The sequence below is a fragment of the Halosimplex yunnanense genome (assembly GCF_054504345.1).
Genome location: NZ_JBTJEL010000027.1, coordinates 92515 through 108329 on the forward strand (window position 1 = coordinate 92515; position 15815 = coordinate 108329).

16 protein-coding genes are annotated in these 15815 nt (G+C 68.3%); 12 read left to right on the top strand and 4 right to left on the bottom strand.

Annotation, left to right across the window (positions count from 1 at the left end; translation table 11 throughout):
• The first annotated feature begins 106 nt into the window (after positions 1–106).
• The 3 genes from AB2U09_RS02425 (at position 107) to AB2U09_RS02435 (ending at position 4504) form a co-directional block, all read left to right on the top strand.
• A complete protein-coding gene (locus tag AB2U09_RS02425; protein ID WP_459191091.1) occupies positions 107–1300 on the top strand; it encodes a BMP family ABC transporter substrate-binding protein in 1194 nt (397 codons plus the stop codon).
• Positions 1301–1510: 210 nt separating this feature from the next.
• On the top strand, positions 1511–3196 hold the full coding sequence (gene ade / locus AB2U09_RS02430) for an adenine deaminase (RefSeq protein ID WP_459191092.1): 1686 nt from the start codon (positions 1511–1513) through the stop codon (positions 3194–3196).
• 153 nt (positions 3197–3349) lie between these two features.
• Positions 3350–4504 (top strand): BMP family ABC transporter substrate-binding protein, encoded by a 1155-nt coding sequence (locus tag AB2U09_RS02435; protein ID WP_459191093.1) that lies wholly within the window; start codon positions 3350–3352, stop codon positions 4502–4504.
• A gap of 157 nt (positions 4505–4661) precedes the next feature.
• On the opposite strand, the gene AB2U09_RS02440 is transcribed toward AB2U09_RS02435, so the two are convergent.
• A complete protein-coding gene (locus tag AB2U09_RS02440; RefSeq protein ID WP_459191094.1) occupies positions 4662–6377 on the bottom strand; it encodes an N-acyl-D-amino-acid deacylase family protein in 1716 nt (571 codons plus the stop codon).
• Positions 6378–6504: 127 nt separating this feature from the next.
• On the opposite strand from AB2U09_RS02440, the gene AB2U09_RS02445 reads away from it, so the two are divergent.
• The 5 genes from AB2U09_RS02445 (at position 6505) to yqeB (ending at position 10520) form a co-directional block, all read left to right on the top strand.
• Entirely contained in the window at positions 6505–7737 is a 1233-nt protein-coding gene (locus AB2U09_RS02445) for a Zn-dependent hydrolase (RefSeq protein WP_459191095.1), read from the top strand.
• Between the two features lie 236 nt (positions 7738–7973).
• Positions 7974–8345, top strand: coding sequence for a DsrE/DsrF/TusD sulfur relay family protein (locus AB2U09_RS02450; RefSeq protein WP_459191096.1), 372 nt, complete (start codon positions 7974–7976; stop codon positions 8343–8345).
• Complete coding sequence (locus AB2U09_RS02455; RefSeq protein WP_459191097.1) at positions 8342–8695, top strand: DsrE family protein; 354 nt, start codon at positions 8342–8344, stop codon at positions 8693–8695. The genes AB2U09_RS02450 and AB2U09_RS02455 overlap by 4 nt, the downstream gene beginning before the upstream one ends.
• Before the next feature lie 2 nt (positions 8696–8697).
• Entirely contained in the window at positions 8698–8943 is a 246-nt protein-coding gene (locus AB2U09_RS02460) for a hypothetical protein (protein WP_459191098.1), read from the top strand.
• Positions 8940–10520 (top strand): selenium-dependent molybdenum cofactor biosynthesis protein YqeB, encoded by a 1581-nt coding sequence (gene yqeB, locus AB2U09_RS02465; protein WP_459191099.1) that lies wholly within the window; start codon positions 8940–8942, stop codon positions 10518–10520. Before AB2U09_RS02460 ends, yqeB begins: the two co-directional genes overlap by 4 nt.
• 61 nt (positions 10521–10581) lie before the next feature.
• Here the strand turns inward: yqeB and selD are convergent, their stop codons facing one another.
• Positions 10582–11631, bottom strand: a complete 1050-nt coding sequence (gene selD, locus AB2U09_RS02470; RefSeq protein WP_459191100.1) for a selenide, water dikinase SelD — start codon at positions 11629–11631, stop codon at positions 10582–10584.
• Positions 11632–11633: 2 nt separating this feature from the next.
• Positions 11634–11894 (bottom strand): sulfurtransferase TusA family protein, encoded by a 261-nt coding sequence (locus AB2U09_RS02475; RefSeq protein WP_459191101.1) that lies wholly within the window; start codon positions 11892–11894, stop codon positions 11634–11636.
• A 117-nt stretch (positions 11895–12011) separates the two neighbouring features.
• Here AB2U09_RS02475 and yqeC point away from each other — a divergent pair, with 117 nt between their 5' ends.
• The 4 genes from yqeC to AB2U09_RS02495 all read left to right on the top strand — a co-directional run bounded on the left by yqeC (position 12012) and on the right by AB2U09_RS02495 (position 15473).
• On the top strand, positions 12012–12782 hold the full coding sequence (gene yqeC / locus AB2U09_RS02480; protein ID WP_459191102.1) for a selenium cofactor biosynthesis protein YqeC: 771 nt from the start codon (positions 12012–12014) through the stop codon (positions 12780–12782).
• Between the two features lie 56 nt (positions 12783–12838).
• Positions 12839–13453, top strand: coding sequence for a nucleotidyltransferase family protein (locus tag AB2U09_RS02485; protein ID WP_459191103.1), 615 nt, complete (start codon positions 12839–12841; stop codon positions 13451–13453).
• A gap of 194 nt (positions 13454–13647) precedes the next feature.
• A complete protein-coding gene (locus tag AB2U09_RS02490; RefSeq protein ID WP_459191104.1) occupies positions 13648–14868 on the top strand; it encodes a molybdopterin molybdotransferase MoeA in 1221 nt (406 codons plus the stop codon).
• Positions 14869–15092: 224 nt separating this feature from the next.
• Positions 15093–15473 carry a Rid family detoxifying hydrolase gene (locus tag AB2U09_RS02495; RefSeq protein ID WP_459191105.1) on the top strand — a complete coding sequence of 127 codons (381 nt, stop codon included), beginning with the start codon at positions 15093–15095 and terminating at the stop codon, positions 15471–15473.
• 48 nt (positions 15474–15521) lie between these two features.
• On the opposite strand, the gene AB2U09_RS02500 is transcribed toward AB2U09_RS02495, so the two are convergent.
• Positions 15522–15785, bottom strand: coding sequence for a sulfurtransferase TusA family protein (locus tag AB2U09_RS02500; RefSeq protein WP_459191106.1), 264 nt, complete (start codon positions 15783–15785; stop codon positions 15522–15524).
• Positions 15786–15815: the final 30 nt, after the last annotated feature.

The following is a 15815-nucleotide window of genomic DNA, read 5'->3' on the forward strand; positions in this document are numbered from 1 at the left end:
TGGTGCCGAGGGGTAGCTTTAATTGGACCTCAATAGACTCGTTACCAGATGTCATGCGTCGGCGATGCGACGGAGCGCACGCTGACGACAGCGACACACCACGATCATGACCAGGAAGATCTCACGACGAAACGCGATTCGGAGTATCGGCGCTGCTGGCCTGTTCGCGCTGGCCGGCTGCAGCGGTGACGGAGACGGTGGCTCGGAAGACGGCGGTTCGGGGGGCGGAGGCGTCGGGAGCGACGGCGCTGACGGCGGCGCCACCGAAACCACGTCCGGAAGCGGCGGAACCGGGGGAACGACCGCGTCTCCGAGTACCGCGGGAACTGATGGGGAGACGGTCCGCGCCGCTTGGGTGTACAACTCGGAAGTCGGCGACCTGGGTTGGTCCTGGGCGCACAACGAGGGGCGGATCGCGGTCGCCGAACGGTTCGACTGGCTGGAGACCGCCTACACTGAAGCGGTCGCACCGGCCGACTCCGAGCGGGTATTCCGGCAGTACGCGAACGATGGCTACGACATCGTCTTCGGGTGCACGTTCGAGTACCAGGACCCGATGTACTCCGTCGCCGAGGACAACCCCGACACGATCTTCGAGCACAACACCGGGTACCGGACCCGTGAGAACATGGGCCGATACATGGGACGGATCTACCAGGCCCGCTATCTGGCGGGACAGGCCGCCGGGATGGTGACCGAGGAAGACTCGATCGGATACGTGGCAGCGTTTCCGATCCCGGAGGTCATCCGCGGCATCAACGCCTTCGTGCTCGGCGCGCGCTCGGTCAACGACGCGGTCACGACGCAGGTCAGGTGGACCAACTCCTGGTTCGACCCCCCGACCGAGAGCGAGGCGGCGAACGCGCTGGTCGACGAAGGCGTGGACGTGATGGCCCAGCACCAGGACTCCCCCGCGGCGCTGACAGCCGCGGCCGACGCCGACATCTGGGCGACCGGCTACGACGCGCCGATGGCCGAACAGGCCGGCGAGAACTACCTCACGTCCCCCATCTGGCACTGGGAGGAGTTCTACGCGCCGACCCTCCAGTCCGTCTACGAGGGCGAGTGGGAGGCCGACTCGTACTGGGAGGGGATCGACTCGGGCATCTGCAGTATCGACGACTGGGGGCCGGAGGTCCCTCAGGACGTGAAAGACACCGTTTCGACCGCGCGCGAGGAGATCGTGAACGGCGAACTCGACGTCTGGACCGGCTCGAAGTTCGAAGGCGAATCCGACGAGTTCCTCTTCCAGCAGATGAGCAGTTTCGTCGAGGGCATCGACGGCGAAGTACCGAACTGACGACCGGGTACCGACGGACCCCCCGGCGGGGCTGTCCCACACCGGCCCTGTTTTCGTCTCAACGACGTCGCACAGCGTTGCTACACCTGGCAATCGGCGGGTGACCGGGAAAAGTATATACGGTGGCTCACTCCACCGTTCGGCAATGGGAACGCGAATCAACGCGCGCTGGGTGCGGTGTGATAGACTCGGTACCGACGGGAGAGCCCGATGAGCGACGACGACCGCGTCGACCTGCTCGTCCGGGGGACGCTCGTCGACGTCGTTACTGGACGACTGACGGAGACGCCAGTGGCGGTCGCCGACGGCGAGATCGTGGCGCTCGAGGAGCGACCCGCGGTCCGCGAGATCGAGGCGGAGTACATTACGCCCGGGCTGATCGACGCCCACATGCACGTCGAATCCTCGATGGTGACGCTGCCGAGATACGGCCGGGCGGTCGTTCCGCGCGGTGTCACGAGTGTCGTCCACGATCCGCACGAGATCGCGAACGTCCTCGGGACGGCCGGCGTCGAGGGCATGATCGCCGACGCGGCACAGACGCCGCTGAAAGCCCGATTCACCGTTCCCTCGTCGGTACCGGCGTCGCACCTGCAGGACGGCGGTGCGACCATTGGCGTGGACGCCGTCGCGGACCTGCTCGACGCGGACCGGGTGGTCGCGCTGGGCGAGGTAATGAACATCCCCGGCGTGCTGGCCGGCGACGAGACCGTCCACGGGAAGATAGCGGCCGCGCGGGAGCGCGGCCTCGCGGTCGACGGCCACGCCCCGCGAGTACGGGGCAGCGACCTGCAGGAAGTCGCGCGATTTCTCGACAACGACCACGAGAGCATCACGCTCCCGGAGGCCCGTGAGAAGGTCGCTGCCGGGCTGCGCGTCTATCTCCGCGAAGGCTCGTCGAGCAAGAACCTCGCGGACCTCGTCGGGCTCGTCGACGAAGTCGACTCCCGGCGCCTCTCGCTGTGCACTGATGACCGCGACGTCGTCGATCTGGTCGAACGCGGCGGGGTCGACTTCGCGGTCGCGAAGGCGATCGAACTCGGCGTTGACCCCGTCGAGGCGGTCCAGCTGGCGACGATCAACACCGCCGAGAGCTACGGTCTGCCGTTCGGCCGCGTCGAACCCGGCGCGCCCGCCGACCTCGTCTTGCTGTCCGATCTGGAGTCCTGGGACGTCTCGCACGTGATCGTCGACGGGGAGGTCGACCCGACCGCGGACGGCGAGCCGCCTGCCTCGGCGATCGCGACCGACACCGTCTCCTTCCCGCCGGTGGCCGCAACCGACCTCGCGCTCGAACACAACGGACCGGGGCCGGTGGAGGTCCGCGTCATCGACGCCGTCGGCGGCCTCCAGACAGCACGGATGCAGGCGTCGGTCCCCGTCGAACCGACGCCTGACGAAGCGACGACGGCGCTCGCCGCCGACACTGCGGCCGATCTGCTTCCGATCGCGGTGATCGAACGCCACGGTGGCGACGGCGGCATCGGCCGCGGCTTCGTCCACGGGCTCGGGCTGGACCGCGGCGCCGTTGGGTCGACCGTGGCACACGACGCACACAACTGCATCGTGGCCGGCGCCGACCACGACTCCATGGCGACGCTCGCGAATCACTTGCGAGCGGTCGGCGGCGGGGTCGGCGCCTACGACCCCGAGGACGACAGCGTCACGTCGCTCTCGCTCCCCGTCGGGGGACTGATGTCCGACGACCCGCTCGCGGCGGTCAAAGCGCGCTTCGAGGCCGTCGAAGCCGCCGCGCGGGACCTGGGACTGTCCCACGACGGCGGGCTCATGGAGCTGTCGTTCCTCGCGCTGGAGGTCATCCCGGAGTACCGCCTCACCAACAACGGACTGGCCGACGCCGAACGGTTCGAGCACGTCGACGTCGTCGTCGATTGAGGCGAACATCTTGCCCGGAACATGTACAGAAATACTCGAATTATATACCGACATTGAAGTTAATATGCGAGTAATGTGGAAGAATATCCACACATCGCCGATAAAATAGCATATATTAAGTACCTCTTTCCGTAACGCGTAGTCGGATAGGTAATGGTTGACACAGACGAGACTATTTCGAGACGAAACGTACTGAGCGCGCTCGGAACCACGGGTGCGGTCGCACTCGCCGGATGTAGCGGTGGGGGCGACGGTGGCGGCGGGATCGACGCCGGTGACGGAAGCGACGGCGGAACCGGGACGCCGGTCGGTACCACGACGAGCGGCGACGGCGGGTCCGGGATGGACTCGGTCACGGCGGCCTGGGTGTACATCTCCGAGGTCGGCGACATGGGCTGGTCGTGGTCGCACAACGAGGGTCGCAAGACCGTCGACGAGAAGTACGACTGGCTGGAGACGGAGTACACGGAGGCGGTCGCGCCGGGTGACGCCGAGCGGGTGTTCGAGCAGTACGCCCAGGGTGACGCCGACATCGTCTTCGGGACGACCTTCGACTACCAGGACCCGATGGCGACCGTCGCGGAGCAGTACCCCGACACGCTGTTCGAACACTCGACGGGGTACACCACTCGCGAGAACATGGGCCGGTACATGGGCCGGATCTACGAACCGCGGTACTTGGCCGGTCAGGCCGCCGGCATGGTAACCGAGAACGATACGATCGGGTACGTGGCGGCGTTCCCGATCCCCGAAGTCGTCCGATCGATCAACTCGATGGCGCTGGGCGCGCGCTCGGTGAACTCCGAGGCGACATTCAAGATCCGCTGGGTGAACTCTTGGTTCGACCCGCCGACCTCCCGGCAAGCGGCCAACGCGCTCGTCGACGCGGACTGCGACGTCATCGCCCAGGAGGTCGACTCTCCCGCCCCGGTCAAAGCCGCGAACGAAGCGGGTGTGTGGGCCTCCGGCTACAACGCGCCGATGGGCGAGTACGGCGGCGAAAACTATCTCATCTCCCCCATCTGGCACTGGGAAGAGGTCTACGACCCGACGCTCCAGTCCGTCCGCGACGGGACCTGGGAGGCCGACGCCTTCTGGGGCGGGATGGAGACGGGACTCCCCGACCTCGACGAGTGGGGCCCCGAGGTCCCCCAGGACGTGAAAGACACCGTCGCCGACACGCGCGCGCAAATCGAGAACGACGAGCTCGATGTCTGGGCCGACTCGAAGTTCGAAGGCGAGTCCGACCAGTTCCTCTTCCAGCAGATGGGCAGCTACGTCGAGGGGGTGGACGGCGAGGTCCCGTAGCGTCCCCTGCGGCCGGTCGGTTTTCCGGTTGCACCTGTGGATCACCGCGTGGGCATTTCCGCCGCCGTCACTGTCCCAATCTTTTCCGTTCGTCCCGAGGGGCCACCGTCGCGCCTGGCCGGGACGGTTCGCGTTGTCCCGCTAGTCGGTGGTGTCCTCAGGCGGACCGGTCGAGCGTTGGCCGGGAGGTACCGTCCCACTCGTCGGTCGAGCGCAAGACGCTCCCGTTTCTGGCGCCGGTGACGACGCCGCGCTCGACGGTTACTTCACCGCCGACGAGGACGTACTCGATACCGTCGGTGAACTGGACGGGGTTCTCGTAGGTCGCGTTCGCCGTGACTGAGTCGCCGTCGAAGACGACGAGATCGGCGACGTACCCCTCCCGGACGTACCCTCGATCTTGCAAGCCGAGGATGTCTGCCGGGTGGCCAGCGGCCTTGTACACCATCCGCTCCGGCGAGAGTATGTCCCGATCGTGGACGTAGCGTTCGAGGATGCGCCCGAACGACCCGATCGCGCGCGGGTGCGGTTTCCCGCCGAAGATCCCGTCGGTGCAGAACGTCCCGCGGTCGTCGGCGAGGAACCGCTCGATGTCCGTCTCCGACATCACGAAGTCCGCCATCGTCACGTCGAGGTCCTCCCTCACGAGGAGCTCGCACATCGCGTCGACCGGTTCGCGCTCCATCGCCGCGGCGACCTCGTCCATGGTCGCCGACTCGTGGCGGCCGCTGGCCGTGCGAGTAATGAGGATGTTGTCCCACGTGCCCGCGGCCTGTGCGAGGTTCTCCCAGTCACCCGACCCGTCGATGTCCTCGGCGATCCGCTCGCGGACCGACCCGTCGCGCAGCCGTTCGAGCACGTCCTCTGATTCGCCCTGTCTGGCCCACGGCGGGAGAAGCGCGGTTAGCATCGTCGAGCCGGCGGTGTAGGGGTACTGGTCGAAGGTGACCCGCTGACCGCGCTCGACCGCCTCGTCGAACAGCGTGAGCACTTCTTCGGAGGCCCCCCAGTTGTCTTTGCCGCCGACCTTGAGGTGCGAGACGTGCGCGTGACAGCCCGCTTCCCGACAGATGTCGAGGTAGCGCTCGATCGACTCGACGACGTTGTCCGTCTCGTTCCAGACGTGCGAGACCATGAAGGAGTCGCGGGTGGCGAGGACCTCCCCGAGTGCGACCAGTTCGTCGTCGCGGGCGTAGGAGCTCGGCGGGTAGATCATCCCTTTCGACAGCCCGAACGCCCCCTCGTCCATCGCCAGGGCGAGCTCGCGCTGGAGGGCGCCGAGCGACCCGGGCGCCGCGTCGTGTTCGAAGTCGTCAATGGCCAGTTCGGTCCCCAGGGCGGAGTTCGGGCTGGCCGCGACCACGCGCTCGTCTTGCAGCGGTCGGTCCTCGAACCCTGCGAGCAGCGACCGGATGTTGCCGTGGGGGGCGTAGTAGGCGCAGTTGACGGCGGGCTCGGCGGCGTCGAGTTCGGCGAGATACTCCGCGACGGTGTTCCACGGCCAGAGCTCGTCGATCGAGCCGTCCAGAGACTTGATCCGCTCGGCCCATTCCTCGCGGAGGTTCGTGCCGACCGGGGCGACGCTGACGCCGTCCTGACCGAGGACCTCCGTTGTGACCCCCTGTGTCACTTTCTCCGGGGCCCCGGGCTGTTCGAGGAGTCGCAGTTCGGAGTGAGCGTGCATGTCGATGAACCCGGGCGCCAGTGATGCGCCGTCGAGGTCGATTACCCGATCGGCGTGTAGCGGCTCGTCGCTGATTCGGTCGATGCGACCGTCAGCCACCCGGACGTTCCCAGTGTAGGACGGACCGCCGGTACCATCGAGGATCTGCGCGTTCCAGAACGCGAGAGACGCCTCACGAGCAGCAGGCATATCCGTACCGTTGCCCAACGCTCGTTTGACTCTTACGGTGGTTTGGGCCGTGTGTGGGCGCTGTGGCGCAGGTTTTATCGACCTACGCCGTCGGAATCTTGAAGGCGGCACCATCGAACTACGGTCCATGGGAAGCCCTTCGATAGACGCGGAGCGGTTCCGCCGCCGATTCGAACGGTTCAGCGAAGTCGGTGCAACCGAGCGCGGCGGCGTCGACCGGCCGAGCCTGTCAGATGCAAATATGACCGCGCGGGACACGCTCGTCGAGTGGTTTCGCGACGCCGGACTCACCGTCCGCATCGACGAGATGGGGAACATCTTCGGCCGGCGCGAGGGGACTGATGACGCCGTCGCCCCCGTCTTATTCGGGTCGCACATCGACAGCCAGTACAACGGCGGGAAGTACGACGGCGTGATCGGCGTCCTCGGCGCGCTCGAAGTCGTCGAGACGCTCGACGACGCTGGCGTGGCCACGAAGCGACCGCTGGAGGTCGTCGCCTGGAGCAACGAGGAGGGCGTCCGCTTCCAGCCAGACATGCTCGGCAGCGGCGTCTACTGCGACGTGTTCGACCTCGAGTACGCCTACGAGCGCGAGGACAAGGACGGGAAGACCTTCGGCGAAGAACTGGAACGGATCGGCTACAAGGGCGACGAACCCTGCGAGGCCGAGGACATCCACTGCTACTTCGAACTGCACGTCGAACAGGGCCCCTTTCTCGAAGAAGCTGGGATTCCGGTCGCCGCCGTCGAGGGCGTGTTCGGCTTCTCGTGGATGAACGTTACCTTCGAGGGGCAGGCCAATCACGCCGGACCGACGCCGATGGACATGCGCCACGACGCGTTCGTCGCGACCGCGGACGTGACGAAGGCGGTGCGCGAGATCACCGCGACCGGCGGCGAAGACCTCGTGGGAACCGTCGGGAGCGTCGACGTGTGGCCCAACGCGATCAACGTCATCCCCGAGACGGTCGAGTTCACGGTCGACTTCCGCTCGTACGACGACGCGGCCGTCGACGCGGCCGTCGAGCGCGTGCAGGCTGAGATCGCCCACGCGGCCGAACGCGAAGGCCTCGACTACGAGTTCGAGGAGATCATGCGCGTCGACGCCGACCCGTTCGACCAGAGCTGTATCGACACCGTCGTCGAGGCGGCCGAGAACGTCGGCTGCGAGTACTCGCGACTCGTCAGCGGCGCCGGCCACGACGCGAACTACCTCAACACGGTCGCCCCGACGAGCATGATCTTTGTGCCGAGCGTCGACGGTATCAGCCACCGCGAGAGCGAGTTCACCGAGTGGGACGACGTCGTCACCGGGACGAACGTCCTGTTGCACGCGGTCGAGCGGAAAGCCGCGGAGTAGTCGGCCTGACCTCGTCGGCGTCGCACGGTCCCTTCTCGGCTCCGGACGAGCAGACGACGGTGACGCCGCCGTCCCACAGCGTGCCACATCCCGACCGAGGGGGATGTGTCGCCCCGGCACATCGCACCACAGTTTGGCGACGCAGCCGGGACCGGAACCGGCGGCGTGGGGCGGTTTCGACCCGAGAATCGCGGTGAGGCAAACAGTTAATAGCTGGTCATCGCAACTCCGGTTCGATGGCACATATCGGGTTCCTGCTCACCGGCGGGCCCTTCGACAGCGAGCGCTGGCGGACCGTCTACGAACTCGGACGGGCCGCGCTCGACGACGGCCACGAGGTGAGCGTCTTCCACTACCTGGACGGGGCGCTGGTCCCCGTTGAGGACCAGACCTTCCCCGACTGCTCGGACACCGGGCTGTACGACGAGATGCCCGCCGAGAAGTTCCGGGAGCTCGTCGACGACGGCGCCGAGGTGATCTGCTGCGGCCTCTGCGTCGACGCCCGCGGCATCGACGCGCCCGAGGACTACCCCGACGGCGTCGAAGTCGGGCTCTTGCCCGACCTGGCCGACATCATCGGCACCGCGGACCGAGTGGTCTCGCTATGAAACGCGACGTCGTCGTCATGCTCACCCGCGCGCCGTACGGTCGGGTACACGTTCCCGAGGGTCTGCGAGCGGCCCGCGGCGTCGCGGCCGGGTTCGACCGCCACGACGTGACGGTCGTGTTCACCGAGGACGGCGTCTACGGCGCGAAGGCGGCCATCGACTGGGACGCGCTCAACATGACAGGCCACGTCGCCGACCTGATCGAACAGGACGGGCGGATGGTCGCCGACGCGGCCGCGATGGCCGAGCGCGACCTCGATAGCGAGGCGATTGCCGACGACGTCGCGGTGTGGTCGGGCGACCGCGTCGCCGCCCGCATCAGGGACGCCGACTGCACGCTTGATTTCTGACAATGCTGTACCTCATCGACAAACCGCTGGCCGAAGTCGGACTGCGAACCGCCCGCGGTGACCCCGACGCGCGCGTCGTCCTCCTGCAGGACGGCGTCTACTGCGTCCCCGATATCGACGCGCCGGTCGCCGCGGTCGCGAAAGACGTCGACGTCCGCGGGGTCTCGCTCCCGCCGGACGTCGAGCGGGTCACCTACGACGAACTCCTCGAACTGATCGTCGACCACGAGGTGAAGTCGTTCGTATGAGCCTGTTCGAGCGGATCGAAGAACTCGCGTCCAGCGGCCGGCCGGCTGCACTGTTGACCATCGTCGGCAAGGACGGTAGCGCGCCCCGCGACGTCGGAGACCGGATGGTCGTCACCGATTCCGACGAGTACGGCACTATCGGCGGCGGCACCGTCGAACACCTCGCGGTGGAAGACGCCAGACACGTCCTCGCCGGGGACGACGACCCGGGCGTCCGCACGTACGAACTCGAACGCGGCGGCAACACCGGGATGGTCTGTGGCGGTGAGATGGATGTGTTCATCGACCGCGTCCGCGGCCGGGCGAAACTGTACGTCGCCGGCGGCGGACACATCGGCGCCGAACTGGCCCCGCTCGCAGAGCGACTCGGCTACGACGTGACCGTCGTCGACGACCGAGAGGCGTACGCCGATCCGGACCGGTTCCCGGACGAGACGGAGGTGATCCACGGCGACTACGGCGACGCCCTCCGCGACCTCCCGATGACGAGCGAGACGTCCGTGGCCGTCGCGACGCGGAGCAACACGTTCGACCAGGAGGCGATCGCCGCTGCGCTCGACGGCGAGGCGGGATACGTCGGTTTCGTCGCCAGCGAACGGAAGGCGGACCACGTCCTCGACTCGCTGACCGAAGACGGCTACGCCCGTCGCGACTTGCACCGGGTCCGCGCTCCCGTCGGACTCGACCTGGGCGGGAGCGGCCCCGGCGCGGTCGCGCTGTCGATCCTCTCGGAGGTCCAGCTGGACCGCCACGGCGCGAGCGGCGACCGGGCGACGGCCGTCGACCTCGACGACCTGGTGGTCGTCCGCGGCGGCGGCGACCTCGGAAGCGGCGTCGTCTATCGCCTCTACCGGGCGGGATTCCCCGTGGTCGTGACCGAGGTGGCGGAACCGACCGTCGTGCGCCGAGCCGTCGCGTTCGGCGCGGCTGCCTACGAGGGTAGAATCGAAGTAGAAGGGGTCACGGGTCGCGCAGCCGACGATATCGACGAGGCGCTGGCGGTCCTGGCGGACGGTCACGTGCCGGTCCTCGAAGATCCCGAGGCGGCGGTCGCCGACGAACTCGATGCGGCCGTCCTCGTCGACGCGATCATGGCGAAGGGCCGCTTCGACACCGGAACGCGGCGGGACGACGCGGACGTGGTCGTCGGCCTCGGTCCCGGATTCGAGGCCGGCGCCGACGTCGACGCCGTCGTCGAGACCGACCGCGGCCACGAACTCGGCCACGTCTTCTACGAAGGTACTGCGAGCGCGTACGACGGCGAACCCGGAAAACGGCGGGGATACACGCACGAGCGGGTGCTCCGCGCTCCGGCTGACGGCGAGTGGGTGCCGACCCTCGCCATCGGCGACACCGTTGCGGCCGGTGAGGTCGTCGGTCGCGTCGGCGACCAGCCGGTCGAAACCGAGATCGACGGGCTCGTCCGCGGCCTCGTCCACGGCGGACTGGATGTCGACTCGGGGACGAAACTCGGTGACGTCGACCCGCGCGGCGAGTCGGTCGACCCGGCGAAGATATCGGACAAGGCGCTCTGTCTCGGCGGCGGCGTCCTCGAAGCCGTTCTTACTCTTCGCTGACGGTAGACCCCTTCCCCCGTGAGTTCGGCAACTGCCCCCACTGCGAGGCGGACGGCCGCCCTTACCGCGAGACCGGATCCACCGTCGGATCGCGGAGTTCGACTCCCGATCCGTCGATCACATGACCCACGTTTCTGTAGAACACGCCCCGTTCGTCGAGTGCCGCTTCGGCGGCGGCCGCGTCGGCGGGCGGAACCGAGAAAAAGAGGCCCCCGCTCGTCTCCGCGCTCTCGCCGTCGGCCAGCCCGTAGCCGAAGAGCGTCGAGAGCGCAGACGTGCCCTCGATGACCGGCAGACGAGTCAGTTCGATACCGACACCCGACCGCTCCGCGACCACGCCGGCCTGCCCCGTCAGGCCGAAGCCCGTGATGTCGGTCGCGGCCGTGGCGTAGTCCCGACAGGCCAACGCCGCCGCGCGGTTCGGCGTGGTCATCCACGCGACGGCCTCTGCCGCGATCGTATCGAGGGGCCGGTTGGCCGCGTCCCGAACAGTCTCGGCGAACCGGTCCTGGGAGACCCGCGTCGCCCCCATCGCCGGTTGCGTGCCGAGTGGCTTCGTGAGGTAGAGTCGGTCGCCAGGAGCGGCCCCTTCCGCCGTGAGTAGCCGGTCAGGTGGTGTAGTGGCGGAGACGGCACCGCCCGCGAATGGCCACGGGTTCATTGTCGTGTGTCCGCCGGCGATTACGCCGCCCATATCGTCCAGCGCGTCGGCAATCCCCGCCAGTATATCTGGCGCGCAGTCGGTGTGCGCCCGTGGCAGGCCGAGAATCACCAGACAGTCGAGGTTGTCGACGGCGCCGGTCGCAAATGCGTCGCTCGCCGCATTACACGCCGCTATCCGTCCGAACTCGTACGGGTCGTCGACGATCGGCGTGAAGAAGTCCACCGTCGAGACCTGCGCGAGGTCTTCGGTCAGCCGCCGCGCCGCGGCGTCCTCCCCGACGCCGAACAGCAACTCGTCGCCGCTTCCGCCGCTGTTCCCGCTTCCGTCCCCGGTTAGCCCGGCGTCTGCGAGGAGCGCGTCGAGATCGCCCTGTCCGACCTTGCACGAACAGCCGTGCAGGTCGACGGCCTCCGTCAAGCTAATCGGTGTGTCGTCGCCGTCGACCACTGTCACTCCTCCGCTATCGCGGTTTCGCCGGTCGGGCGGACCCGGAGTGCGAACTCGTCGGCGTCCGCGTCGCCGTCGGGGCTGTCGTCGGCTGCCGCGACCTCGAAGCCGTGATTGTTGCACATTCGACGAAGATTGCGTTCGGCAGGCGGGTAATCGCCCCGGACGACGAGCGTCTCGTCGCCGTCGAGATCCGCGAGCCGTTCGCGGACGATCAGCGCCGGCCGCGGACAGATCTCGCCGCGGACGTCTACGCGTTCCATGCGGCCGGCTACGGGAACGCCTCGCAAAACGCTACCGGCAGACCGGCCGTGTGGCACGGGCGTGGCAACGTTCAGTGTCAGCGAAACGTTGTTCAGGCCGGCCGTTCCACTGCGCGCATGCCACTTGCAGCGGCCCTCGGACTCGGCGACCGCGAACTCGTCGTCTTCGTGGGCGCCGGGGGGAAGAAGACCGCGATGCGGCGACTCACCGCGACGGGGGACGACCGCGGGCTGGACGTCGGGTACACGACGACGACGGCGATGCCGCCGCCGCCCGACATCCCGATGACGCTGCAGACCCGGTCAGGGCATCCGTTCGTGATCTCCGACCGTGACCCGCCGCTGGCGTTCGCCGACGAGTGGGTGAACGACCCCGACCGGGCAGACCGGAAAGTAACGGGTCCTGACCCGTCGTTCGTCCGCGCGGTCTATCTCGGTGGCGTCTTCGACTGGGTGCTCGTGAAAGGCGACGGCGCTCGCCGTCGCGAGTTCAAGGCTCCGGGGGAGGGTGAGCCGGTCATCCCCGCGGTCGCCACTCACGTCGTGCCGGTCGTCTCGGTCCGGGTTGTCGGCGAACCGCTGGCCGAGGGCGTCGTGCACCGACCGGAGCGCGTCGCAGCGCTGTGTGACCTCTCCGTCGGCGACGACGTCACGCCGAGCGCCGTCGCGGCCGTCCTCGCTCACGAGAACGGGGCCCTGAAGAACGTCCCTCCCGGTGCGACCGTGACGCCGCTCGTGAACAAGGCGGACACGGCCGATCTGCGGGAGACCGCGTGGAGCGTCCTGACCGAGGCGTTCCGCCGCACGTCGCGGTACTCCCGCGGCGTCGTCGCGTCGCTGGAAGCCGACAGGTGTGATGTCGTCGAGGCGTCGGCGGGGACCGACTGACGCGGGCACCCGACAGCTGGGTAACAGTCAGTATCCTGTGGGCTGAACACGTGGGCATGACCGGGACGCCGGACGCGCGAGTCGGTGGTATCGTCCTCGCGGCGGGCGAGAGCTCGCGGTTCGAAGCCGGGAACAAACTGCTCGAACCGGTCGAGGGAACGCCGATGGCCGCCGCCGTCGCCGCGACAGCCTGCAAATCGTCGGTCGACGGTGTCGTTGCGGTCGTCGGACACGAGGCGGAGGCCGTCGCCGACGCGCTCGCGGACCTGCCGCTCTCGATTCGCCACAACGGCGAGTACGCGGACGGACAGAGCGCGTCGGTCGCTCGGGGCGTCGAGTACGCCCGCGAGGCCGGCTGGGACGCGGCCGTATTCTTTCTCGGGGACATGCCGTTCGTTCGCCGGGAGACCGTCGACCGCCTCGTCGAGGCGTATCGCGGGGGCGAGGGGAGCATCGTCGCGCCGCGCTACGAGGGGGCGCGCGGGAACCCCGTCCTGTTCGATGCCCACCACTTCGACGCGCTGGCCGATGTCACGGGCGACAGAGGCGGGCGCGACCTCATCGCGTCACACGACGGGGCACGGTTCGTCGAGACCGACGACCCCGGCGTGGCGCGAGATATCGATTCCCGGGACGACCTGCGGCGCTTCACCGGGGAATCAACGGAGTAGACGCGTGACCGAGCCGGTTCATGTCGGAATCGGGCCGAGGCCGATCCAAAGCGTCCTTCGCAAAATGTGACCGGATGCGGCCGTGCCGTGCTCCGCTGTGGCAGCCCGTTCGGTTGTGGCGAGGGGATGGGGCGGTGGCTCGTTCAGTTGTGGCGGCACAATCGGTTTATCGGTCGGTCGGGAAGCCGCCTCGCATGAACCACGACCACGAGTCGATGTCGACCAGGACCGACGCGGTCGCGTTCGCGCTCGGCGCCCGCGCCGCGGCCTCCGACCGGAGGGGAACGACGACGGTAGGCCTCGCGGACCGGACTACCGGCCGGGTGCTGGCCGAACCGATCACCGCTCCCCGGGACGTCCCGGCTCGCGATCACGCGACGATGGACGGCTACGCCGTGGACGCGACCGACGACTACCCGCTGTCCGTCCGCGACGCCGAGACCTTCCCGGAGGACGACCCGGCCGCGATGGCCGCCGGCGAGGCAGTCCCGATCGCGACCGGCGCCCCGTTGCCGGAGCGCGCCGACGCCGTCCTCAGAGTCGAGGACGCGACGGTCAGCGACGGCGAACTCACCGGCCCCGACCTCGATCCGGGCACCTACGTCTACGAGCGTGCCAGTAACGTCGCTGCCGGGGAACAGCTGTTCGATGCGGGCGAGCGACTGTCGGCGAAGGATCTGATCTTGCTCCGGGACCTCGGCGTCGAAGCGATCGCGGTCAGGCGACCGTTCACCGTCGGACTGCTCGCGACGGGCTCGGAGATCCACGAGGGGAAAACGGCCGACCTCGACTCGCCGATGCTCGCCGAGCTACTCCGTTCGTGGGGACATGCTCCGTCCGTCGAGGGGACGGTCCCCAACGACTTCGAGCGGACGAGAGACGCCATCGCGGAACTCGCGGACGACCACGACGTGGTGGTCACGACGGGCGGCACGAGCGTCGGCGAGCACGACCACGTCGTCCGGGCGCTCGACTCGCTCGGCGAGGTTCTCTTCCACGGGGTGCGGATCCGGCCGGGGAAGCCGATCGCGCTCGCGCGGCTCGACGACCACGGGGCGGTCGCCTTCGCGGTCCCCGGGAAACCGGTCGGCGCGCTCACGGTCGCGACGCTCGTCATGCGCCCGTTCTTCCGCGGCGAAGACGCCGGATTGCCGACGGTTGAGGCGACGATGGCGGCGCCGGTCGGTCTCGGGAGACCCGGCTTCGAATACGCGGTCCCGGTAGCGCTCGCGGACGGACGAGCGACCCCGCTCGGGCACGCGAGTTCGCCGGTCCACGTCTACGACCAGATCTTCGACCCGAGCGTGCTCTCGTCGACGACGCGGGTCACCCGCGCCGACGGCTTCGTCCTCACGGAGTCGGCGCTCGACGCCGGCGAGCCAGTTCGCGCCGTTCCGTATCCCGCTTTGGAGTAGCACAGACCGCGTTTCAGGTGCGGCGCCACAGCGAAGTCCCTGTTGCGCCCATTGCGCTCTACGCTCCTGCGGGCCAAATGCGCGTTTTCGACTTTGCCATAGCGGCCACAACTCACGCAAACGCCGCCGGTCGATCTGGAGACTATCGCGGACCGCCACACGACGGACACGCACGGCCCACAACGCGGGTACTTTTACCATCGGCCTGCCGGATGTCCACGTCGATGAAACGAGTCATCAGTTCCGACGACGCCCCCGCGGCGGTGGGCGCGTACAGTCAGGCGACGACCGACGGCGACCTCGTCTTCACGGCGGGGCAGATCCCGATGACGCCCGGGGGCGACCTGCTCGACGACGAACCGATCGAGGTCCAGGCTGCGCAGGCACTCTCGAACCTCGAAGGCGTGCTCGCCGAGGAGGGACTCGACACCGGCGACGTGCTCAAGGTGACGGTGTTCCTCGACGACATCGACGATTTCGAGGCGATGAACGACGCCTACGCGGAGTTTTTCGACGACGAGCCGCCGGCGCGCAGCGCGGTCGGCGTCGACAGCCTGCCGAAGGGCGTCGACGTCGAGATCGAGGCTATCGCCGCGACGGAGTAGACCGCGCGGAGCACCGCGAGGTCCCGCTTTGCAGGCACACTCTTCCGCTCAGGTCCGGTCGATCGCCGCGTCGCGCGGCGCCGCCGACGCCTCGGTCACCCGGATGCGGAGCGCGAACTCGGCGTCGGGATCCGGAGCGGCGACGGACGAGACCGGATAGCCGTGCTTGTAGCAGGCGCGGCGGATGCTGCGCTCGGCGGGCGGGTAGTCCCCGTGGACCGTGAGTTCCTCGCCGGGGTCGAGTTCGGCCAGGCAGCGTCTGACGACGAGGACCGTCTGCGGACAGACGGTACCGCTCACGTCGAGTTCCATGCCACACGGTGACGGACCCCGCGTATAAGA